Source organism: Paenibacillus sp. J22P59, from assembly GCF_059383895.1.
Map to the genome: position 1 here is coordinate 54180 of NZ_JBXENX010000018.1, position 22446 is coordinate 76625.

21 protein-coding genes and 1 tRNA gene are annotated in these 22446 nt (G+C 46.2%); 2 read left to right on the forward strand and 20 right to left on the reverse strand.

Annotated elements, in window-relative coordinates; all coding sequences use genetic code 11:
- Positions 1 to 69: 69 nt before the first annotated feature.
- Positions 70 to 2583 (reverse strand): excinuclease ABC subunit UvrA, encoded by a 2514-nt coding sequence (gene uvrA, locus AC50YO_RS23410; protein ID WP_494850772.1) that lies wholly within the window; start codon positions 2581 to 2583, stop codon positions 70 to 72.
- A gap of 233 nt (positions 2584 to 2816) precedes the next feature.
- Here uvrA and AC50YO_RS23415 point away from each other — a divergent pair, with 233 nt between their 5' ends.
- Positions 2817 to 3533, forward strand: a complete 717-nt coding sequence (locus AC50YO_RS23415) for a TioE family transcriptional regulator (protein WP_494850773.1) — start codon at positions 2817 to 2819, stop codon at positions 3531 to 3533.
- Positions 3534 to 3662: 129 nt separating this feature from the next.
- Positions 3663 to 4178: a DinB family protein gene (locus tag AC50YO_RS23420; protein WP_494850774.1), complete on the forward strand. Its 516-nt coding sequence runs from the start codon at positions 3663 to 3665 to the stop codon at positions 4176 to 4178.
- 139 nt (positions 4179 to 4317) lie between these two features.
- Here AC50YO_RS23420 and AC50YO_RS23425 read toward each other — a convergent pair whose 3' ends face one another.
- The 19 genes from AC50YO_RS23425 to AC50YO_RS23515 all read right to left on the reverse strand — a co-directional run.
- Positions 4318 to 5856: a glycosyltransferase gene (locus tag AC50YO_RS23425; RefSeq protein WP_494850775.1), complete on the reverse strand. Its 1539-nt coding sequence runs from the start codon at positions 5854 to 5856 to the stop codon at positions 4318 to 4320.
- Positions 5849 to 6946: a tetratricopeptide repeat-containing glycosyltransferase family 2 protein gene (locus AC50YO_RS23430; RefSeq protein WP_494850776.1), complete on the reverse strand. Its 1098-nt coding sequence runs from the start codon at positions 6944 to 6946 to the stop codon at positions 5849 to 5851. The genes AC50YO_RS23425 and AC50YO_RS23430 overlap by 8 nt, the downstream gene beginning before the upstream one ends.
- Positions 6947 to 7032: 86 nt before the next feature.
- A complete protein-coding gene (locus AC50YO_RS23435) occupies positions 7033 to 9000 on the reverse strand; it encodes a BclA C-terminal domain-containing protein (RefSeq protein ID WP_494850777.1) in 1968 nt (655 codons plus the stop codon).
- 372 nt (positions 9001 to 9372) lie between these two features.
- A complete protein-coding gene (locus AC50YO_RS23440; protein ID WP_494850812.1) occupies positions 9373 to 9804 on the reverse strand; it encodes a NucA/NucB deoxyribonuclease domain-containing protein in 432 nt (143 codons plus the stop codon).
- A 36-nt stretch (positions 9805 to 9840) separates the two neighbouring features.
- Positions 9841 to 11214 carry an FtsW/RodA/SpoVE family cell cycle protein gene (locus AC50YO_RS23445; protein WP_494850778.1) on the reverse strand — a complete coding sequence of 458 codons (1374 nt, stop codon included), beginning with the start codon at positions 11212 to 11214 and terminating at the stop codon, positions 9841 to 9843.
- The gene (locus tag AC50YO_RS23450; protein WP_494850780.1) at positions 11211 to 11543 is read right to left on the reverse strand and encodes a PadR family transcriptional regulator; all 333 of its coding nucleotides are present in this window, start codon (positions 11541 to 11543) and stop codon (positions 11211 to 11213) included. Before AC50YO_RS23450 ends, AC50YO_RS23445 begins: the two co-directional genes overlap by 4 nt.
- Before the next feature lie 195 nt (positions 11544 to 11738).
- Positions 11739 to 12461, reverse strand: a complete 723-nt coding sequence (locus AC50YO_RS23455) for a DsbA family oxidoreductase (protein WP_494850782.1) — start codon at positions 12459 to 12461, stop codon at positions 11739 to 11741.
- Positions 12462 to 12648: 187 nt separating this feature from the next.
- Positions 12649 to 13689, reverse strand: coding sequence for a hypothetical protein (locus AC50YO_RS23460; protein ID WP_494850785.1), 1041 nt, complete (start codon positions 13687 to 13689; stop codon positions 12649 to 12651).
- A 138-nt stretch (positions 13690 to 13827) separates the two neighbouring features.
- Positions 13828 to 13980, reverse strand: a complete 153-nt coding sequence (locus AC50YO_RS23465; protein ID WP_494850787.1) for a small acid-soluble spore protein P — start codon at positions 13978 to 13980, stop codon at positions 13828 to 13830.
- 17 nt (positions 13981 to 13997) lie between these two features.
- On the reverse strand, positions 13998 to 14174 hold the full coding sequence (locus tag AC50YO_RS23470) for a hypothetical protein (protein WP_494850789.1): 177 nt from the start codon (positions 14172 to 14174) through the stop codon (positions 13998 to 14000).
- Between the two features lie 54 nt (positions 14175 to 14228).
- The gene (locus AC50YO_RS23475) at positions 14229 to 14576 is read right to left on the reverse strand and encodes a hypothetical protein (protein WP_494850790.1); all 348 of its coding nucleotides are present in this window, start codon (positions 14574 to 14576) and stop codon (positions 14229 to 14231) included.
- A gap of 202 nt (positions 14577 to 14778) precedes the next feature.
- Positions 14779 to 14867, reverse strand: a tRNA-Ser gene (locus AC50YO_RS23480).
- Between the two features lie 102 nt (positions 14868 to 14969).
- On the reverse strand, positions 14970 to 16250 hold the full coding sequence (serS, locus tag AC50YO_RS23485) for a serine--tRNA ligase (protein ID WP_494850791.1): 1281 nt from the start codon (positions 16248 to 16250) through the stop codon (positions 14970 to 14972).
- 18 nt (positions 16251 to 16268) lie between these two features.
- Positions 16269 to 16850 (reverse strand): pyridoxal 5'-phosphate synthase glutaminase subunit PdxT, encoded by a 582-nt coding sequence (gene pdxT / locus AC50YO_RS23490; RefSeq protein ID WP_494850792.1) that lies wholly within the window; start codon positions 16848 to 16850, stop codon positions 16269 to 16271.
- Positions 16851 to 16880: 30 nt separating this feature from the next.
- Positions 16881 to 17762 carry a pyridoxal 5'-phosphate synthase lyase subunit PdxS gene (gene pdxS, locus AC50YO_RS23495; protein WP_494850794.1) on the reverse strand — a complete coding sequence of 294 codons (882 nt, stop codon included), beginning with the start codon at positions 17760 to 17762 and terminating at the stop codon, positions 16881 to 16883.
- 163 nt (positions 17763 to 17925) lie between these two features.
- The gene (locus tag AC50YO_RS23500; RefSeq protein ID WP_494850795.1) at positions 17926 to 19218 is read right to left on the reverse strand and encodes a D-alanyl-D-alanine carboxypeptidase family protein; all 1293 of its coding nucleotides are present in this window, start codon (positions 19216 to 19218) and stop codon (positions 17926 to 17928) included.
- A 166-nt stretch (positions 19219 to 19384) separates the two neighbouring features.
- The gene (guaB, locus tag AC50YO_RS23505) at positions 19385 to 20842 is read right to left on the reverse strand and encodes an IMP dehydrogenase (RefSeq protein ID WP_494850799.1); all 1458 of its coding nucleotides are present in this window, start codon (positions 20840 to 20842) and stop codon (positions 19385 to 19387) included.
- 179 nt (positions 20843 to 21021) lie between these two features.
- Positions 21022 to 22215: a GNAT family N-acetyltransferase gene (locus tag AC50YO_RS23510; protein ID WP_494850802.1), complete on the reverse strand. Its 1194-nt coding sequence runs from the start codon at positions 22213 to 22215 to the stop codon at positions 21022 to 21024.
- Positions 22216 to 22254: 39 nt separating this feature from the next.
- Positions 22255 to 22446, reverse strand: a 192-nt coding sequence (locus AC50YO_RS23515) for a hypothetical protein (RefSeq protein ID WP_494850803.1), incomplete at its 5' end; no start/stop codon positions are given.

The window sequence follows — 22446 nt, forward strand, 5'->3', positions numbered from 1 at the left end:
AAATAACAGAACAGAGAGCAAGGTCCCGATTAAATGGGCCTTGCTCTCTGTTCTGTATTCCGTTATCCTTCAGCTCCCCAACCCTACTGCTTCCCGCAAGAAACGACCCGTGTGAGAAGCACGAACTTCCCCCACTGCTTCAGGGGTGCCGGCAGTAACTACTTCACCGCCCTCATATCCTCCCTCTGGGCCGATATCAATCACCCAATCGCTTTCACTGATGATATCGAGGTTATGCTCCACGACTATAACGGTATTGCCGGCGTCAACCAATCTATTCAGCAGTACCAGCAGTTGGGCGGTATCACGCGGATGCAAGCCCGTAGATGGCTCGTCCAGCAAATACAAAGTATGACTCTTCGTTTTACTACTCAGTTCCTTAGCTAGTCGAATCCTCTGCCCTTCCCCGCCTGACAGCGTACGAACCGATTGGCCCCATTGCAGATAGCCTAGACCAACCTCATTCAATAAAGTAATCTGTCCGTCCATCTTGATCTGCCCTTGAAGCACTGGCAGGCTTTCTTGTATGGTCATATCCAGCAAATCCGAAATGGAATATCCCTTGTAAGTAATGCGCAGGACTTCCTCTTTGAAGCGTTTGCCTCGGCATGCCGGACAGCGTACCTCTAGCCCCGGCATGAAGAACATATCCATCGGTACCACACCAAGACCCTGACAATGCTCGCATCTTCCGCCCGGGGTATTGAAGGAGAAATGCTTCGCCGTAAATCCTGCATCCTTGGCCTCTGGCAAGCTGGCATACCACTTCCGTATTGCCGTGAATACATCCGTGTAGGTTGCTACGTTGGAGCGGCTCATCCGTCCAATAAGCGATTGATCAACCGTCACGATATTGCCGATGCCATCGAAGCCAGTAATGCTCTCGCAGCCCTCCCGCTTTTGATCATCGCGACCACCAGCAGCTACGAGATCGAACAGCAGCGTTGACTTGCCAGAGCCGGATACCCCCGTTACAGCGACAAGACAGCCGAGCGGAAACTGTACGTCTATGTTTTTCAGATTACGCTTATGGGCATTACGCACGTGCAAGAACTGGCCATTCCCTATTCGTCTTGCCTTGGGTTCAGACGATCTAAGTGCTTCCCTCAAAAAAGCGCCTGTAACCGATTCAGAGCTGTCGATAAGCTCTTGCAATGTTCCTTCACCAACAATACGTCCACCCAAACTGCCTGCCCCTGGTCCCATATCAATCACATGATCAGCTGCGCGCATCATTTCAACGTCATGCTCGATCACCAGAACGGTATTCCCCAGATCCCGCAATTGCTTCAGCACGTGAATTAGCCCTGCCGTATCTCGGGGATGCAACCCTGTCGTCGGTTCATCTAGAATGTACAATACACCAGTAAGACCGGAGCCTAGAATAGAGGCAAGACGAAGTCGCTGTGCCTCTCCGCCGGATAGAGATACCGATTGACGGCTCAATGAAAGATAGCCTAGACCAACGTCGACAATCCGTTTGATACGGACAGTCAGATCATGCAGCATCGTTTCCACCTGTTCTTTTTCTTCCGATCTCAGCTCCCCCATAAGCCGCTCTAACCAGATCGCTGCATCTTGCAGTGCCCAACCAGATATATCCGTAATAGAAGCCCCTCCAACGGTTACTCCACGGATTTCTTCCTTCAGCCGGGCTCCCTGGCATGATGAGCAGGTTTGTTCATGAAAGAGCGCCGATTCACCGGACTCACTGCCTTTTTCCCTGTAGCGTCTCCATATCCCGGTCACGACACCCTCGAACTTCCCTCCGCTGACCGTTTTTGGAGGCTTCTTATCTGGAAAATGACGAGAAAATTGCTCACTCTCGACACCATAATACAGAAGGTCTCGCTGAATGGTATCATATTGCTTAAGCGCTAGATCCGCATCGAAGGAAATACCATAATAATGAGCAGCGGCTTGTATAATCGACGTGTAATATTGGGCTACCGCATCGTACCAAGCTGATACCGCTCCGCCATTCAAGCTCCGATCTTGATCAAATACAGCATTCATGTTCAAAGTAACCGTATGAGCGAGTCCATCACATGCCTCACAAGCGCCTTCTGGCGTATTGTAGGAGAAATGCCTACGTGTGAAGCGCTCCATCTCTCCTTCACAATGTGTACATCGAACGAGAGTAGGTTCAACTGAATCATCCTCCCCCTCTCCCTTCCATGAATCAGCGAGACTGTTATCTGAGCCAGACACAAATCTGCTGCCGCAATGGGGGCAAGAACGTTCCCCTAGCTTCTCATAAATGACGCGCAAATAAGTATGAACATCCGTAATTGTGCCAACTGTGGAGCGCGGGTTCCGGTTCGTCACATGCTGGCCTACACTGATCGAAGGCGATAAGCCAATAATGGCATCCACTTTGGGCTTGGCAATTGCATCTGAGGTCATTCCCATGGACTCCATATACTGCCGCTGGCATTCCCGTTGCAAAGTATCCATTGCCAATGTAGATTTTCCGGAGCCAGATGGCCCCGTCAGAACGACTAACTGATGCTTGGGGATCCGAAGCGTGACGTTCTGTAAATTATTTTCCCGAGCGCCTCGGATCTCAATAAACTGATTCACAAGAGCTTCCTCCATTCCTATACTGGGCTTCTTCTAAGCAATAATCGACTACTGTAGGTTCAATTCTACAACACTAATGCAAGTGATAAGGTGCTGCCTAACTTGTCCTTTACTTACCTATAAATAATTTAAAAAAGCTGTCACAGCACTTTAATGTTTTTCTATAGTGTTTGCTTGCGATGATTGCTTCTGGTAAAGTAAGAATCTACTTTTATGGAGGAGGTCAGTCGGGTATGGAGTACTACAAGCCTATTGAGATTGCCAGAGAGCTTCAGATTAGTACGAGTGCTCTAAGGCACTATGAATCTTGGGGAGTTATCCCTGTACCCGCTCGTTCTGCTAATGGGTATAGGCTATACACAAAGGTGCACCTGGCTTATTTTCGCTGTCTTCGTTCCATGTTTGCCGGGTTTGGTGTCGCCATCACCTGTGATGTGCTTCGTCTCATCCAGAAGGCTGATCTAGATACTGCATTCTGGCTTGTCAACAGAGAGCAAGCCACTCTGCATCAGGAAAAGACCGTCGCCGACCAGACCCTTGCATTATTTCAAGACTCCGCAATTCCTATGATTGCCAATAAGAAGCTTAAGGCCAGCATGACCATTGGTGAAGCTGCTGTCGTTACCGATGTTCAGACATCAGCTATTCGGCATTGGGAGAAAGAGGGACTATTGTCGCCCGAGAGAGATCCTGAGAATGGCTACCGGATTTTCACCCCCATGCATATCAGACAAATCTTGCTTATACGAACATTGCGAAGAACCGTCTATTTTTTAGAGAACATGAAGGAAATCGTTCATGCTGTGGAACATCAAAGTATAGAAAGAGCCAAGCAAGTAATTGAAGATGCTCGTTTCAGCATCAATGAGCGCAACCGCAAACAGTACTACGGCACTCATCAGTTAGTTGAACTCTGTAAGGTCGTTGGACTTATTGAGCACTACCAGTAATGAGCTACTTTCGTACCTACTCTCGCTAATTTTTTTTGCATTTATTGGAATGTGGTTATATACTTGGCATAAAGTAACCAAAGGCTTGGTTCAATGGAACCACGATCTGTTATATGGAGGTGCATCTCAATGATTTCTAGACCATTGAAGAATGAATATAGTCCCTACTACAAAGCCTATATCCAGTTAGTTCCGGAAGGGGACCTCATAACAATATTAGAGGAGCAGCTCGCTGCAACGCTTCAGTTGTTCTCACCTGTACAGGAAGAGCAATGGGGTTATCGTTATGCTCCGGGCAAATGGACATTGAAAGATGTTGTTGGTCATATCATCGACAATGAGAGAGTAATGAGTTATCGCTTGCTGCGCATCGCGAGAGGCGACAATACCCCTCTACCTGGCTACGATCAAGACGAATTCATGAAGAATGATCCCTTTCAAAGTGTTACATTGCCAGATCTGCTAGAGGACTATACCGCTGTACGCCGCTCGACCATTACTCTTTTACAGCTGCTTCCTCCACAGGCATGGGAAAGGCTCGGCAGTGCCAATGGGACGATCCTGTCGACTCGTGCATTAGCCTGTATTATTGCTGGTCATGAGCTTCACCATCTAGCGATTATTAAAGAACGCTACCTGTCGTAGTTACTGAATAGCTAATCTTTTTCATAGGACGATTCGATTGGACGAAAAAAAAGGGAATCCCGCTAACTAGCAGAATCCCCCAAACTATACAACAGCCTATACCCTTATGATATCAGCGCTTATTAATCCCTCAACATTTTCATTCGATCCATTCTATGAGATTCGGATCTTCATCCAATATGGACAAATATTGTTCTTTCCAGCCATACTTGGCTTCGGGATCAAGCTGCTGATAACGATGATATTTCTCCAGGCGATGGGCTGCATTTGCCCAGCCGTAATGCTTTAGGCGAAGATTGGATAATTGATGCGACAGTTCAAAAATATTTTCCGGGAATCTTCCGCAATGCTGCGGTGTCTCTCTCCATTTGTAATTGAACGTTGGATCATACCTTAGTAGAAAAGGGCGATAACTATGATGAGACTTCCAGAAGGAATCCTCCCTATAAGCAGATTGACTCCAGAAATCATATAATCGAAAGCAAATCAGGCTTATATCTGGCTGCTTCAGCAATTCGTCCAGCTTCTGTGTGAATTGCTCCTCAAACCATTCGTCCGCATCCAAATTCAGAATCCATTCTGGCTGAACAGCCAGTGTTTCTTCCCATTGCTGCTTGCGCAAGTCGATTTCATTGTTGAATCTCGATATTTCATTGCGAACAAGCTTCACAGGTATTCCCTCTAGCGTTTGTAAAATAATCTCCACGGTATTATCCGTACTTCCATCATCAATAATGACGGCATCATCAATGTATTGTCGATGCTTACTAAGTGCTTCTTGCAAGTATCGACCTCCTTCATTACGTACCACCATAGATAGTGTAAGCCGCTGCTTATGTGAGTGCGTAGCTATAACAGACTCTTGAAGTCCAAGGAAGGATTCAGCGCCTGCCAGATCAGTTGGCCTGTAGATATGATAAGCGGGGAAGTGAGTATCGACGAATAAACGAAAACCAAGGGCAGCTGCTCTTATACAGAAATGCCGATCCTCTCCCCAAAAGGATAGATTATAGATCTGTCCAAAATGAACGCCTGCTGTCATAGCGACTCTGCTAATAAGCGTACACGCACCCAGACCGCCTACCTCATAAATGCCTGGCTTACTCATTTTAGACAAGAACAGCTCTAGTCTATCTGCAATAACCGAATCGCTCAGTGTCTCTCCATGATGCTTCTCCCATTGGTCATATTCGTCACGAAGCCATACCTGTGGCTGAGGTCTTGCTTCAGGCTGCCATCTAGTCCAAAAAATTTCGGAGATAATTTCTTTATTCGCAGCAATGAGCATCTCCAATGTTCTTGTATCCAACAATAAATCGGAATCCAGCAAAAACAAATAATCGAATTGCTCTTCGACGGCATACGCAATCATTTGGTTCTTAAATGCTGCCACCTTCCAAATCAAATATTCATTCCAGCAATGAGTCGTATCTGTACGAATATAATCATCCTGGTGACCGGAAGATATGACTGTGACCTGTTGATTCGATTGCGCAAAGCGCTGAAGCTGTCTCCGGCTCTCCTCATCCTGATTATCATCAATGAAATAATAGGAGATATCCAGATCATTTGTTCGGAGACGTGTAAGCGAGATAAGAAAAAGTGAGAGTATAGCGTTCTGTTGGTGAACAGGACTGCCAATTAATATGCGGAGTCTGGGCTTCATCCCACTATCCAAGCAGAACGCCTCCCTCACTCTTGCCAAGACGAGTTAGCAGATAGCTGCGATTCGAGAGTATCCGAGTATCCTGGGGACGAAATCCAGCTGCCAGCTCATTGTGGCGATAAGCAGCAGCATAATCGCCGAGCCGATCATAGCATACGCACAATTGTAGGTGAGGAAGCCAGGTTGAATAGGAAACATTATTAAATCCCCAACCATTCTCCGGCTCCTCAACCTCCGTCGCCAGCCTATACCAGAAAGCGGCTTTATCCGGGTCCTCTTGCTGTAAGAAATAGAATCCTAACCGACAGCAGAACTCAGGTCGCGGCTTATCATAGTAAAAGGAACGCAGAATAGAATCTACCATATGATGCTGTTCCTCTAATTCCGAGTAGCAATCAGCCAGTCTGCTGCAAGCCGTTACATTATCCTCTATCCATCCTTTTCCCGTCCCAAGAAATTTATCATAATAACGAATCGCCGACTCATATCGTCCGTGATCCTTCAATTCATTCGCATAGTAGTAGAGATCACGAGGAGAAAAAATCTCTCCTTTTCGAAGCCTCCGTTCATAAATACGCAAATTACGGTCACTATTGCGGTCATCGCTATGATGAGTAACTGCAATTTCACTATGCAGAACATGACCATATACCTCTAAGTATTCATGTACCGGACCGATCCACTGAAAGCCCCGCTCCCGCTTCACAATTCGATTACGCCGCAGCTTAGAGGTAACATGACCAAATTCATCGAACGCAAGGTTATAATCCATCGAGACCGAGTCTACCATAGGGTCTAAACTTTTTTTCAATGCGATCAACTTCTGCAAGTCAGCCTCGCTTAGCGAATCATCTGCATCTAGCCACATCGTATAATCCTTAGTTGAACAGGAGAAGGCATAATTACGAGCCGCTGCAAAATCATCGATCCACTCGAAATGCTCGATTCGAGCCGCGAATTGGCTTGCCACCTCAAGTGTGGCATCAGTAGATCCTGTGTCAACAATGATAATTTCATCTACTGCTTGAGCTACTGATACCAGACAGCGTCCTAAATTATTTTCTTCGTTTTTTACAATCATACATAGACTGATGGTTATCAAGAATGATCACACTCCTGAGAGCTGATTGAATGATTGACTCATCCTATTCCTGTACCATTGTCCATGGTTCGGTTCTTACTACTTGATTAGCTTAATCTTATAATTGTTACAGCTGCCCCTGCTGCATTATTTTGCAAAGTTGCTGCGCCTAATAATCCAAATAATTGCAATGATATAGTAGAGCCCGCTGCTAAGGTTACAACAACATCATTATTAAAGGAGGATAACGACAATACCGGTGTTATGGTGGAAGCAATATTAGCTGCCCCATTAATAATGAGTCGAGATCCAAGCAGTAGACTGGCTGTTAAATTAAGTTGGTACGTAATATAATAGGTTCCTGCTGATGCTACAGTGAATGTGTTATTGGCTCCATTGATAGTTATCCCAGGTCCAATGACTTGAGCACTTGGCAGTGGTACTAGCGTACCCAATAGTACTACAGCAATGACCGCACCTGTTGTATTTGCTGCAAAGGCCGATTGATTCGTAGTTCCCACTCCGGTTGCTCCTGTTGCTCCCGTTACACCAGTTGCCCCCGTTGCTCCCGTTACTCCTACCCCGGTCGCTCCTGTAACCCCTGTTACTCCCGTTACTCCTGTGGCTCCTGTGGCTCCTGTTTCACCCGTTGCTCCTGTGGCTCCCGTTACTCCTACCCCGGTCGCTCCTGTAACCCCTGTTACTCCCGTTATGCCCGTCGCTCCTGTGGCTCCCGTTACTCCTACCCCGGTCGCTCCTGTAACCCCTGTTACTCCCGTTATGCCCGTCGCTCCTGTTGCTCCCGTTACTCCTACCCCAGTCGCTCCTGTAACCCCTGTTACTCCCGTTATGCCCGTCGCTCCTGTTGCTCCCGTTACTCCTACCCCAGTCGCTCCTGTTGCTCCCGTTACTCCTACCCCGGTCGTTCCTGTCACTCCGGTTACCCCGGTTACACCCGTTGCACCTGTTACCCCCGTTGCTCCTGTTGCTCCTGTTGCTCCCGTTACTCCTACCCCGGTCGCTCCTGTCACTCCGGTTACTCCGGTTATACCGGTTACCCCGGTTACCCCCGTTACTCCCGTCGCTCCCGTTACTCCTACCCCGGTTGCTCCTGTCACACCCGTTACGCCCGTTACTCCTGTGGCTCCAGTTGCACCCGTTGCCCCGGTTGCGCCCGTCGCTCCCATTATTCCTACCCCGGTCGCCCCTGTCACTCCCGTTACTCCGGTTACACCGGTTACACCTGTCGCTCCTGTTACACCTGTTGCTCCCGTTACTCCTACTCCGGTTGCTCCTGTCGCCCCTGTTGCTCCCGTTACACCGGTCACCCCGGTTGCTCCTGTATCCCCCGTACTTCCTCCAGGAGCACCTGTTGCCCCTGTAACGCCTGTCGCTCCTGTTGCTCCTGTTACACCGATACTTCCAGTGTTTCCGGATGCACCTGTCGCACCTTTTTCTCCCGTTGCTCCTGTTATGCCTATTGCTCCAGTAGTGCCGGTCGCTCCTGTCGTACCAGTTGCACCATTTTCTCCAGCAGCAGCCAGTAAAGTATAATCACTGGACGTACCCGGTACCCCCATAGGATTAGCCTGATTCACTAAGTATGTGCTACCTTGGTAAGTAACGACTTGCCCTACTGGATAATTATGTGCAAGCAATGAGTCAAAGGCGACAACGCCTTCCAAGCCTACTCCCGTTGCCCCACGTGCCCCCATAATACCTTGTACTCCTGTAACTCCTGCCGGGCCACTCGGACCTGCAGCCCCTGTTGCTCCGGTAGAGCCGGCCACACCATTCGATCCCGTTCTTCCCCTGAATCCTCTCGGACCCCTCGGACCTCTCCGGCCTCTTGGACCACGCTTCCCCCTTTTCTTTTTCTTCTTCTTACATATCAAGTAAGGAACTGCGTGAGTATGCCCGAGGCATAACAGCGACTGATGAAGAGCAATAATCGAATCAGCCACTTCTTTATTTGCTTTTATAATTTCCCCTCTGCGCGCTAATCTCCTTGCCCGGCGCAGTTCACTGATCGCCACATTCAAACGACGTAAGCAGTGTCTGTGATGATGTGCCATTCATCTCATCCCCTCAGCCTAACTTATCAGTCCTTGCTTCCCTCTCTATATCTCTTTGTAGTCTGCCTGCCACTTCTCTTATGACACACTCAGCAATATGGGGTCTTCTTAAATGAATCAGACATTTAGCTGCCCTCAATCGATTAATAGCTAATGTCAGCTCTCTAACTTTAACGCCTTTGGACATAGATCATATCTCCTCCACACACCTGCCCAATAACGGCAGGAACGGAATATAACAGCTACAACCAGTCTATGGTCATCCTCAATAACCAACACGGTGTTTACCCAGAGCCTAATAATTCGTTAGAGCGAGCCTGCCCAATCGCATCTATATACAAAAAAAGAGCACAGGCCAATGGCCATATGCTCTCATTCCAATTCAACAATGAACTCTACTCTCGTACCGTCCGGGTAATCCTCTAATTTATTGCTGACCCATGCCCCTGCTCCGCGATTATCGGAGGGTGAGATATAAGCAATATCTGCGCCCGCTCCTCCTTCGGCACACATAGCCATAGGCCACTCATCCCGATCATAGCCCTTTTTCGTTGGAATGCCCTTCAACGATGCCTTCCTATTCTCTTCGGCTCCTTCTCTCTCAATCGTGCACACCGTTGATTCACCTGCATCCATAGCGTCTTTAATATGCTTGGCTGTCTCTGGATAGCGATCAACCGGAAAATAGATTTTGTAGTCGGTCTCTGCCGAAGGTTCAATTGTAGAAGTATCCTCGAATAAATCTAAGCCTGGCACCAGATAAAGCGCAATAATAACAACGATAATACCGATTAAGCCCTTAATTGCTTTCAACCTATGTAGCCCCCTGGTGTGTAATCGTTACCTTCTCTCTGGCATTATACCGAAAAACATATCTTTACGTCGATATGCTCCTAACATAATCCCCATAACACATAGCTCCAATAAGAGATTGCTAAAGCCATAGCTGATAAAAGGCAATGATATCCCTAGAATAGGAAAGAGTCCTACCGACATCCCCATATTCCACAGAAATTGCAGTCCAATCAGGCTGGCTAGCCCTATAATTAGCCCTCTTGCAAAAGGGTCCCGCAGTTTAGACACCATTCTAATCATTCTTCCCGCGAACAAGAGAACGGCAAGCAGTATAGCAATACCGAACACCCAGCCAAAGCTATAAACGGTATAGGGGAAAATCATGTCACTCAGAATGTAAGGCAGCCTCTTATTCTCCACTCCGATACCCTGCCCCCACATGCCTGCCGATTGTATCGCCTTCAACGAATTCAATTGCATATAGCTGCTTCCCTGTGGATCAACACCTGGGTTTAAGTAAGATTTAATTCTAATAATGATATAGCTATACCTATCGCTATACCTAGTAGCACTTATAACGTAAACATATAAAAACCCTGATAACCCAGTAATAGCAGTGAATAAAAGCAGCCCTGGCCGTTTCGCAACGAACAAGAACATAATAGACAGAATAATAGTGAAAAACACAATAACGGATAGTTGCCTCATCTGTGCCAGCAGCATACAAGGCACGAGCATATAAATGCATCCATCTCTTATAAGCAAAATAATAGACCGCCATGAGCCCTTCTTATATTGCTCCCTGTTCTTTGGCTGCATCATTCCAGCAAAAGCTAGAATAAACAAATAGAATGACAGCCATACTGCATTAATTGTGTATGCACCAAGTGACACCCAACCTTTTTGTCCATTGATCTGAAATCCATATAATAGAGTCAGGCTTAGAACTAATACCGCACAGCCGTAAATATGCCATGAATACTTCTGCAACTTGCGATAATCCATAAAGAAATAGAGCAACAGCATAGCAACAACTGCAATAACAGTATACACAACCTTTTTTACAAAATACCCCTGATAGTTCATCGCCGCGAACTGTGCGGAGTACATAGCTAACAGACCAAATCCAATCAACAGACCAAGAATCGCGAACAAGCCCCAATCCGTCTTAGGCTTATGAGCAGCATGCAGCTGCTTTCCAACCAGATCAGGATCACCCATCTCATCCACTGCTCGGCTAATTGCTTCCGCTTCAGATAGACCCTCAACCTGAACTTTTTCCTCTGCCAGCTCTTCCAGATGACCAATCATTTCTAACCTGATATCAGCATGGACTCCTCTTGCCCTAATATGACCGCATACCTGCTTCAAATAAAGCTGTACCTGCTCGTTCTGTTCAATAGGAAGCTTCTGACTCAAGCGGGCCCACCTCCTAATACGCGATCCACTGTCGTCCTGAATAAGGACCATTCCTTCTTCTTCTCGACAAGCTGCCTTCTTCCCTGATCGGTAATCCGATAATATTTGCGTTTACGTCCAGCTTCCTCATTCCAATAGGCCTCTACCCATTGTTCGACTTCAAGCGTATGCAGAATAGGATACAGCGTCCCCTCCTTGAATGTAAAAACGCCATCCGAGCTTCGTTCGATTTCCTTCGTCATTTCATAGCCGTACATATCCTTCCGATCCAGCAGCGTCAGAATAAGAATTACCGTACTTCCCTTCATAAGCTCTTTATTAATCGCCATGTCTTCCTCCTTCCCCTCCTATACCTAGATTATCTATGTATCGAGTATCTAGGTAATATTCTACAATAATCCTACCGATCTTTACAACACCGAACTCGTCCTTTCCCATAAAAAAAAGATGACTATCCATTCGTTTGAATGAAGAGTCATCTTTTTAAAAGTGATACAAGCAATTAGCTAATGTCCATTATAGCATTAAGATTTCGGCTGGTTGGGCGAGCATACGCCATCTACACATGCAGCATCTGAACCTTCTGCGTCACCTTGAATGACAGTTAGAGGCTTTTTCTCATCCCATGCCTGCTGTAGCGCCTGCAGAAACACTTCACTTGGTTGAGCACCGGACAAAGCGTATTTGCGGTCAATAACGAAGAACGGAACGCCGCGGACGCCAAGCTGTCCCGCTTCCTGCTCGTCGGCACGAACTTCATTCTCATAAGCAGAGGTTTGGAGCACCTTGAGCGCCTCATTCCGATCCAGCCCTACTTCTTCTGCAAGCCCTGCTAATGTCTCATGATCACCAATATGCTTGGAGTCGGTGAAATAAGCTTTGAGCAGCCTTTCTGCCATCTCCTCGCGTTTGCCATCTTGAGCTGCGAAATGAGTGAGCCGATGAGCATCGAATGTATTGGTTAGAATCATTTTGTCAAAATGATATTCCAGCCCAAGTGCACTCGCCTGCGCTGTCACATTGTTGCCATTAGCAATTGCCTGTTCACGGGTCATGCCATATTTGTTCGCCAGCATATCATGGACATCATACTCAATATCTCTAGGGGAATTAGGATCAAGCTCGAAGCTGCGGAACTCCACCTCTACATCATCGCGATTAGCGAACTGCTCCAAAGCCCCCTCTAATCGACGTTTACCTATATAACAGAAAGGACATGCGAAATCAGACCATACTTCTACTTTCATGTGACACCATCCTCTGGTTTGTAATCTAATTATTTATTAAATGTAATATACTTTACTTTCTAAAGCAATAGCGAAGCCTTTCCTGTCGCAATAGACTCCCATTTCCTAGGAAATCATTATAGCTCATACAATAAAAGACCCCCTATTAAAGCGTAGCGGAGGCCCCATATTCAAATGCAGTATTGTATTATAGCCCAACCGGCAGCTTCAGCTGCTTCATTATTTCTTCCAGCTTAATGGCGTCAGTTGGTAATTCATTAGCAAACTTAGGTGCAATATTGAAATCCTGATACGATCCTGAATAACGGATATTCAGCTTAATCTCTTGACCGCTTTCTTTGTCCGAATAGATCAAATCAATTTTCCCGGACTGATAAGTCAGATACTTATCTTTAATCGCGCCAAGCATCGAGATCTCATTAATCTTTAAATTATTTTTCAGTTTTTCCAAGGTAGCTGCTTTATTCGTCTCCAAGTCAGACTTCAGCTTTTCTATGCCCTCTTTATCTAACCCTGTAGACTCCAAATATGCTTCATTCGAGGTTATGATCGTTATTATTTCAGGAATAATCTTATCTGCTACGACCTCTATTGCTTGTTCGTTATTATCCGCATTAATCATGAATTGAACAGCTTGATCGGCTTCCGTGCCCTCTGGTAATCCTGCCTCAGCCACTTTAACGTTACTGAAGTATTTCTTCCCGTCAAAATGCTTAAGAACAACATCTGTCAGCTCTTGAATAAGCTTCTGCTGCGTAGCCCAATCCAGCGAAGCTGCAGAATCCTGTTGTGCAGCCAGTGCCTCTATGTCAATCTCAATAAATTTGCCCGCGATGGCCTCCGACAAATTCGGAATCGTCGGTACTTTGATATACAACTTCTGCTTATCCATCAGAACTGGAATGGATAGATCATTGCCTAAGAGATTAACTTGAATCTCCATCTCCGTACGCAGCGGCTCTTTTTGATAAGCCGTATTTATTTTAAATTCTGAGCCTTGCAGCATTCCTAACATAAAGGTTTGCGCCAACGCATTATCCGGGTTTTTATTGGGCAGCTGAAGACCATCTATTCCATAGGACATTGTATTAGAATATGAATCCGAATTCATCGTTTTGGCTATAGCCTCTTGCAGCACTTTCTGAGGAGAAGCCGTAGAGCTGCAGCCAGCAATAACCATTAGAACCATAGCCAGCAAAAGCACCATCATTCGTTGTCCATTTTTCATGTGTTTCATTCCTCCCTAGTTTCTACACAGCACCTCCATTCTATAACAAATGCCTTTCTTTTAGAAGCAATGACCCAAAAATCCCGCTTCAGCAACGCTGAAACGGGATTTTTGCACTAGCTAAGATTTTATAAGGAACTATGAACCCTCAGGATTTAAGTGAGGGGTATGATTATGCTTTTTGGTTTTTTTAGAACCGGATAAGGGCGCCTGAGGCTGATTCGAATGCTTTTGCTTTTGCCCGCCGTGGCTATACGGATCGGGAACAGGATAATTATCTGGTTTGCTCATCTTGTGCATCCCCCTCGCTAAGTGCGTTGATGTGTTAGATCCACCGGCTGATCATGATTGATCGCATCTTGATTTCGTCGATCATTCTTATCCTGTTGAAGCTGCTGAGCATGATGACCGTTAACCGGCGTTTCAGCCAGATCATCAATTACATTAGACAAGTTTTTATCCAGTGATCCCTTTGCCTTCGTCATCTACTTCACCTCCAATAAGATAGGTCGTTATCGTTGAACGTTTATAAGTCCCTATTATGCATGCGTTAGGCGATGCAGCGCTTGTGCACACTCATGCAAATGGCGCGTGTAGTCTTGAATAAGCTGTTGAATAATATCGGTTCTCTCATCGACTGACACTTGATCCTTTTCGACATCTATAAGCTCCACTCTAACTTCCCGGCTGTCCACATACCATACTTTGAAATCAAAGGAATAAGCTTGATGACCAGCGGTATTTATTGTGACACGTACAGCCCTTGAATCTGATTCATCTGCTAATACCTCGCACTGATCCGCTTCTTTAATCCACTCCGGCAATGTCCTTTTCCACGCTTCAGCAAGCTCATTCTGGTCAATAGTTAGCTCATCATGATTAGCCATATTTAATGCACCTCCACATCCTATAAGATGCAGCAGTTCAGATTGATTTATTCACGGGATTTTTTAGTTATCCACAATTCTATCCACATTCAGTCCACTTTATCCACAATTTATAGGTCTTTATCCCCATAAAACAAAAAAACACCAGGATATAGTTATCCCCGTGTACGGTTACAATCTTAGTTATTCTGTTAATAAAAACTGGCGGAGAGGAAGGGATTCGAACCCTTGTGGGCTTGCACCCTAACGGTTTTCAAGACCGCCCCGTTATGACCGCTTCGGTACCTCTCCGTATCATGGACAACAAGTTAAATAACTTGCGACAAATGTTATTGTACCACAGGCCAAAACAGAGAAGCAACTCCTATTTGGCCTGTAGACAAAAAATATTTTTTATTTTGCCGAAATTGCTGAAATTCCACCCATATATGGACGAAGAACTTCAGGAATAACGATCGTTCCATCCGCTTGCTGATAGTTCTCAATGATAGCTGCGAACGTCCTGCCTACAGCAAGGCCTGAACCATTCAGCGTATGCACGAATTCAGGTTTGCTTTTGACATCTCTGCGGAAGCGGATACCAGCACGGCGTGCTTGGAAGTCCTCTACATTAGAGCATGACGAGATCTCGCGGTATGTACCTGCGCTTGGCAGCCACACTTCCAAATCATAGGTCTTCGCAGCTGTGAAGCCCATATCTCCTGTACACAATGCCAAAACGCGGTAAGGAAGATTAAGCAGCTGCAAGACTTTCTCTGCATGAAGCGTCATTTTTTCCAGTTCATCATAAGAATCTTCTGGTTTAGTCAGCTTGATCAGCTCAACCTTATTGAATTGATGCTGGCGGATAAGGCCCCGAGTATCGCGGCCACCTGCACCAGCTTCAGAACGGAAGCAAGAGCTGTAGGCTACGAAATGCTTCGGCAGATCATCCACGGATAAGATTTCTTCCCGATGCAGATTCGTTACCGGTACTTCTGCGGTAGGAATCAAGAAATAATCCGAATCAGCGATTTTGAATAGATCCTCTTCGAACTTCGGCAATTGACCGGTACCAATGAGGCTGTCGCGATTGACCAAGTATGGAGGAAGCACTTCTTCATAGCCATGCTGATCACTATGCAGATCCATCATGAAGCTGATAAGAGCCCGTTCCAGGCGTGCACCAAGCCCACGATAGAAAGTGAAGCGCGAACCCGTCACTTTACTTGCCCGTTCAAAATCAAGAATGCCTAAATCTCCAGCAAGATCCCAATGCGGCTTGGCCTCGAAGTCGAACTGTGTCGGCTCGCCTACACGACGAATCTCTACATTGTCCTCCTCAGATGCCCCTACTGGAACAGTAGAATGAGGAACGTTCGGTATAGCCAGCGTCAATTCTTCTACCTGAGCTTCTATAATCCGAATCGCTTCGTCATTTTCTTTAATTCGATCGCCTACCTCACGCATTTCAACGATCAGCGCTTCTGCGTCGCCGCCGGCCTTTTTCAGCTTGGCAACCTCTTGCGATACGACATTACGGCGGTTTTTAAGCTCATCCGTCTCGGTCAGCAATTCACGGCGCTTCACGTCCAACTCTGGAAAACCAGCAATCAGGTCGAGCGATGCACCACGGTTCTTCAGTGCTTGCTCGACCTGCTCAAATTCATTTCTTAATAGTCTAACGTCTAGCATGGATTGAACCCCTCTCTGTTAGCGGCCCGCTGCCGCTTCTTTGACCATATCGACAAAATACGCATGCAACCGATAATCATCTGTCAATTCCGGATGGAAGGAGGACGCAAGCAGATGCCCTTGTCTAGCCGTTACAATCTCTCCGTTATATTCAGACAATACCTCTACATCCTTGCCGACTTCCTTAATTAGAGGAGCGCGGATGAATACCGCCCTGACTGGTTCATCAATGCCTTTAATAGCTAAATTTGTCTCAAAGCTCTCACGTTGACGACCAAAGGCATTGCGCGCTACGATCATATTCATCAACCGAAGATGTGCGTCCTCTTGTCCTTCAATGCGATCAGCGAGTACGATTAGACCCGCACAAGTACCGAACAGGGGCTTACCTTGCTTAGCAAATGTGATTATGGCATCTATAAAGCCGTACTTTCGCATCAGTTTGCCTATTGTCGTGCTTTCGCCGCCTGGAATAACAAGACCATCGAGCTCATCAAGCTGCTCAATTCGTTTAACGGCGAACGCTTCTGCGCCCGCCGCCTCCAAACTGCGTATATGCTCTGCCACTGCGCCTTGCAGCGCTAGTACACCTATCTTCATCGCTTACACGCCTTTCTATATAACCGCTTCTTACAGACCGCGATCTTGCATCCGTTGTGAAGGATCCAATTTAGAAATTTCAATGCCTTTCATTGGCGCACCCAAGTTTTTGGATACTTCAGCGATTAGCTTATAGTCTTGGTAATGTGTTGTAGCTTCTACAATTGCACGGGCAAATTTCTCAGGGTTGTCCGATTTGAAAATACCGGAACCAACGAATACGCCATCTGCTCCCAGCTCCATCATCAGAGCAGCATCAGAAGGTGTTGCTACGCCGCCTGCTGCGAAGTTAACGACAGGAAGCTTGCCATCCAAGTGAACCTGCAACAGCAAGTCGTAAGGAACGCCCAGCAATTTCGCTTCATGGTACAGCTCATCCTTCGACAAAGCTTGAACCTTACGAATCTGACCATTAATCAGACGAAGGTGACGAACAGCTTCTACGATATTGCCTGTTCCTGGCTCGCCTTTCGTACGAAGCATAGCTGCGCCTTCTTGAATACGGCGAAGTGCTTCGCCAAGATCTTTGGCGCCGCATACGAATGGTACTGTGAATTCATTCTTGCTGATATGGAATACTTCATCAGCAGGAGTAAGCACTTCACTCTCATCGATATAATCTACGCCCATTGATTCCAATACTCTTGCTTCAACGATATGGCCAATACGAGCCTTAGCCATAACTGGAATAGAAACTACTTTCATTACTTCTTCTGTAACCGTAGGATCAGCCATACGGGCAACTCCGCCTGCTGCACGAATATCAGAAGGTACGCGCTCAAGCGCCATTACCGCTGTTGCACCAGCTGCTTCTGCGATCTTTGCTTGCTCAGCGTTCATAACGTCCATGATGACGCCGCCTTTTTGCATTTCTGCCATGCCGCGTTTTACACGCGATGTTCCTGTTTCCATCCTATGAATCCTCCTCAAAGTGTAGCGTCATGCATGAGACGTTCGCCTCGCACCCGCTTATTTCTACTTAGATATAATATCAATATCGTCGTATTCTCTAACCACTAATTTTACAGGAAGGTACACCAATCGACAACCCTGGATTTACCTTCCCTACAATAGTTTAGAACAAGTTGACAATACCGTTGAACAACCCTGAGAAGAAGCCTCCAATAGCTCTGAACATCAATTTGAACCAGCCTGCTTTTTTCACATCCTCAGAAGCGATTAGATTGACTGTTCTCTCCAATACCTTGCCTTCATCGTCCGTATACTTGTAGGTAGCTGTCCCGATCTTTTGTCCTGCTTTGATTGGGGCAATCAATTCTTCCGGCTTCATGATGCTGCTGCCGGCTAGTTCGATTTTTGGCTCAACACCTTTTTTTACTGCGAACGTGATATCCGATTCCGTCATAATAGGAACCGTCTTTTTCACGCCTTTCTTTATTGTTGCCTTCTCCAGAGATTCTACCACGGATTTCGATGCTACAACCGTTTTCTTCTCAAAAGTACCGAAAGCATAGTTATACAGTTTAGCTGTTTCGTAGAAACGCGCTTCCTTCGACTTGGTATTCATGACCACACTAATATAACGAGTATCCCCGCGTTTAACTGTACCTGTGAAGGTATAGCCCGCCTTCTTGATGAAGCCGGTCTTCATGCCGTCTACACCCTCATAAGCGAAAGGCTTCATATTCTGCTTGCTCGCATAATTGCCAAGCATCCAGTTCCAATTCGTCATTGGAGCTTTATCTCTTGGACGGAATTTGTATTCCTGCAGGTTAGAGTACTCTAAAAACTCAGGATATTTCTTCAAAATAACTTGAGCCAGCTTCGCCATGTCACGTGCCGATATAATCGTTGTATCTAGCAGGCCTGTTGCGCTTGTGAAGTGAGCTGTCTTAAGGCCAAGCTCTTGTGCTTTTTCGTTCATTAGATCAACAAAGCCTTGCTCACTGCCTGCGATATGAGAAGCGAGCGCGATAGTCGCATCATTCGCTGAACCTACTGCCATTGCGATATATAAGTCCTTTACTGAGTGCTGGTCGCCCTGTGCCAAATAAATTTGAGAGCCATCAGGAGGCGTAGATGCTGCTTCCTCACTTACAGTAACAATTTGATCCCATGTTAAACTTTTATTTTTTATTTGTTCAAGCACGATATATTCCGTCATTAGCTTAGTCATACTTGCTGGTGGCCGAGGCTCATCTGCATTGACTTCATACAATACTTGTCCAGAATCTGCATCTATTAATACAGCAGCGCTTAATTGGAGACCAAGAGAATTGTCTACCCACTCGCCTCCTGCTGTTCCTGCTGCACTTACAGCTCCTCCAACTGAGAACACCGCCAACCAGACCGCCATACAAGCAATAACAACCGACCGAATTCTAAGCGGCCTAACATTTGCTTTCAAGTTCTTCTCCCCTTTTCTCCTAGTTTTATCGTTGTTAATTGTAACACATGCGGCAGGGAGAGAGAAACCTGACATCACTTTTTTGCGCAAAAAAAGACAGACATAGCGCTCCGCGATTCTCATCGCTGGGACCATGTCTGCCTGCTATTATTTGCCGCGCTCGCTGCTACAGCGAGTAGTTAGGCGCTTCTTTTGTAATTTGCACATCATGCGGATGGCTCTCACGCAGGCCAGAGCCTGTAATCCGAATGAATTGCGTATCATTCTTCAGCTCTTCAAGGCTGGCTGTACCGCAATAGCCCATACCGGAGCGCAGGCCGCCAAGAAGCTGATGAACGGTATCGGCCAAAGGACCCTTGAAAGGCACACGGCCTTCAATACCTTCAGGAACGAGCTTGTTCTCATTTTCTTGGAAATAACGATCCTTGCTGCCTTCTTTCATTGCGCCTAGTGAACCCATACCACGATAGACCTTGAAGCTCCGACCTTGGAAAATCTCAGTCTCTCCTGGGCTCTCAGCTGTACCGGCGAACAAGCTGCCGATCATAATCGCGCTTGCGCCTGCTGCAATGGCCTTGGTAATATCACCAGAGTATTTAATGCCGCCATCAGCGATAACAGGAACATTATATTCCCGCGCTACTGATGCGCAGTCATAAATAGCCGTAATTTGTGGTACTCCAATACCAGCAATAATACGAGTTGTACAAATAGAACCAGGACCAATACCTACTTTTATAATAGATGCTCCTGCTTCTATTAGGTCACGAGTCGCAGCTCCTGTAGCCACATTGCCTGCAATAATAGTGAGATCCGGGTAACTCGCGCGAAGCTTGCGAACCGCATCAAGAATATTGATATGATGACCATGTGCGGAATCGACAACTAATACGTCGATGCCTGCTTGTACAAGTGCATCGGCACGATCAACCGTATCCTTGCCAATACCAACTGCCGCGCCACATAGCAAACGACCCTGCTTGTCTTTCGCCGCGTTAGGGAATTGAATAGCCTTCTCGATATCCTTAATCGTAATAAGGCCCTTAAGTGTGTTCGTTTCATCCACTAAAGGCAGCTTCTCGATCTTATGCTTCTGAAGCAAGCCTTCTGCTTCTTGCAGTGTCGTTCCAACCGGTGCTGTTACCAAATCTTTATATGTCATTACTTCGCTAATTTTAATCGAATAGTCATGAACAAACCGAAGATCACGATTCGTCAGAATACCAACAAGTTTCTGGTTGGCATCCACAATTGGAACACCTGAAATGCGGTATTTGCCCATTAGCTCTTCAGCGTCATATACATGATGTTCTGGCGTAAGAGAAAAAGGATTCGTAATAACGCCACTTTCTGAGCGTTTCACGCGATCAACTTCCTCCGCTTGCTGTGCCACCGACATATTCTTATGAATAATGCCGATTCCGCCCTCACGAGCTATTGCAATCGCCAAAGCCGCTTCCGTAACCGTGTCCATCCCTGCGCTAATAAGCGGAATATTCAGCTTAATGCTCTCGCTAAGTTTTGTCGATATGTCTGATTCCCGTGGCAGCACTTCTGATTTCCGTGGAATGAGTAGCACGTCATCGAATGTAAGGCCTTCCTTGGCGAATTTCGTTTCCCACACGAGTATGTTCCTCCCTTATATCTAATGCCTCTATTTTTGATACCTCTGCGTATATTATTAGCAATATTAGCAGAGGGGGTAGGGGCTGTCAAGGCTGCAGCCTAGCAATCTGCATAGTATGGTTAAAGGAGGAAAGAAAGCCTTTCAGCATCCAGTACACATCCCTCAGCTCTGCCCATTTAGAAGAAATCCGCTAAGAAGGTCTCGCTCTTCGCAACCCTTTTCTCTAATCGAGCCGCCAATTCCGAATCCCCGCTAATACGACCATAACGCAGTAGTTCTAGTGGACGAACATATCCAAGCAGCAGGGAAGTCAACGTACCTATTGTTATTTTGATGCTTTCCTGCTCATGTCCAGGCTGAGCTACGCTTGGATGAATAGTAGCAGACCCATCACTCAATATCCGAAGCTCATAGCTCCCATTATTCCATTCCGCATACTCATCCACTACTTCTAGATGTATCGTCTCTAATTCTTGATCACCAGGCTCGAAGCTATATTGGCTAATAAAACCTTCCAGATCAACAATCCGTGCCATGAAATAGGGTTCAATCTCTTGCTTAATACGAGGATTATCAATTAAATAGGGCAATCTGTCATCAGAGGGTACGGTTATCTCAGCACGATCGATCATAGAGTCATGCTGTCCCATATAGGACCAGAGAGATTGTCTAGCTTCTTCCGTAAGATATATAATCTCATGAATATGAAGCACATTGTTCTTGACCTCATACAGTACATAGCCTTGCGGTGCTCCATCTTCATTAAAATATACCGCAGCTTGTCCCGGCTTACGTATATTCACTTGATATTCCCACCATTGCTGTGTGCGCACCAAGGAACCGTTATAGCCACGGGCGTAGGCATCATAAATACTGCCCAGCAGTTGATAATTGCCGTTGCACCTCTCTATTCTTCCAGCCATTCGAATTCGTGGAGGGAGAAGAGCTTTGTCAATCGAGTACTTCTTCTTATCCGTATACAGCTCCCAACCGAATTTCCGATAGAACCCGAAGGAGAAGGGAAATAGAAAAGAAATCGATTGGCGTGCTTCTTTCATTTTTTTTAGAGCATGCACTAGCAGCTCGGCTACTAACCCTTGCCTGCGATACTCCGGCCATGTAGCTACACCTGCAATCCCTCCCATGGCATAGCTCTGGCCTCCAATGTAGGTTTGCAGTTCTATAATCGTCAGCTGTGCTGCTAGTTTATCTTCTATATAGGCTCCCCAATGCTCTGAAGGCTGATCTTTAAAAATCTGTTTAATCTGCTCTTTTTTATCCTCAGAAAGAGATTGTTGAAAGGCGAACGCTTTAAGCTCCAGAATATCGTCATACTGCTCTATACCCAATCGCTTAATTTCTTTTAACATAATCAATCATCCTTCCCTTATTACGATTTTATGATTGCTTCAGTTGTAGGTAAGATTATGCCATAGCAGGTGAAGTAGAGCAAACCGGATCATCAAATAGCTCTTTATTAATTTAAAAACAAGCACAAAAAAACCTGCCGCATAATGCGACAGGCCTTCTCGTGCTTGGCGACGTCCTACTCTCCCAGGACCCTGCGGTCCAAGTACCATTGGCGCTGGAGGGCTTAACGG

What these genes read in the sequence shown, in the direction of transcription:
- AC50YO_RS23415 (WP_494850773.1), top strand. Translation starts at nt 2,817, where the DNA reads ATGGAGTACTACAAGCCTATTGAGATTGCCAGAGAGCTTCAGATTAGT.
- AC50YO_RS23420 (WP_494850774.1), top strand. Translation starts at nt 3,663, where the DNA reads ATGATTTCTAGACCATTGAAGAATGAATATAGTCCCTACTACAAAGCC.
- AC50YO_RS23435 (WP_494850777.1), bottom strand. Translation starts at nt 9,000, where the DNA reads ATGGCACATCATCACAGACACTGCTTACGTCGTTTGAATGTGGCGATC.
- AC50YO_RS23450 (WP_494850780.1), bottom strand. Translation starts at nt 11,543, where the DNA reads ATGGCGATTAATAAAGAGCTTATGAAGGGAAGTACGGTAATTCTTATT.
- AC50YO_RS23455 (WP_494850782.1), bottom strand. Translation starts at nt 12,461, where the DNA reads ATGAAAGTAGAAGTATGGTCTGATTTCGCATGTCCTTTCTGTTATATA.
- AC50YO_RS23460 (WP_494850785.1), bottom strand. Translation starts at nt 13,689, where the DNA reads ATGAAAAATGGACAACGAATGATGGTGCTTTTGCTGGCTATGGTTCTA.
- AC50YO_RS23465 (WP_494850787.1), bottom strand. Translation starts at nt 13,980, where the DNA reads ATGAGCAAACCAGATAATTATCCTGTTCCCGATCCGTATAGCCACGGC.
- AC50YO_RS23470 (WP_494850789.1), bottom strand. Translation starts at nt 14,174, where the DNA reads ATGACGAAGGCAAAGGGATCACTGGATAAAAACTTGTCTAATGTAATT.
- AC50YO_RS23475 (WP_494850790.1), bottom strand. Translation starts at nt 14,576, where the DNA reads ATGGCTAATCATGATGAGCTAACTATTGACCAGAATGAGCTTGCTGAA.
- serS (WP_494850791.1), bottom strand. Translation starts at nt 16,250, where the DNA reads ATGCTAGACGTTAGACTATTAAGAAATGAATTTGAGCAGGTCGAGCAA.
- pdxT (WP_494850792.1), bottom strand. Translation starts at nt 16,850, where the DNA reads ATGAAGATAGGTGTACTAGCGCTGCAAGGCGCAGTGGCAGAGCATATA.
- pdxS (WP_494850794.1), bottom strand. Translation starts at nt 17,762, where the DNA reads ATGGAAACAGGAACATCGCGTGTAAAACGCGGCATGGCAGAAATGCAA.
- AC50YO_RS23510 (WP_494850802.1), bottom strand. Translation starts at nt 22,215, where the DNA reads ATGTTAAAAGAAATTAAGCGATTGGGTATAGAGCAGTATGACGATATT.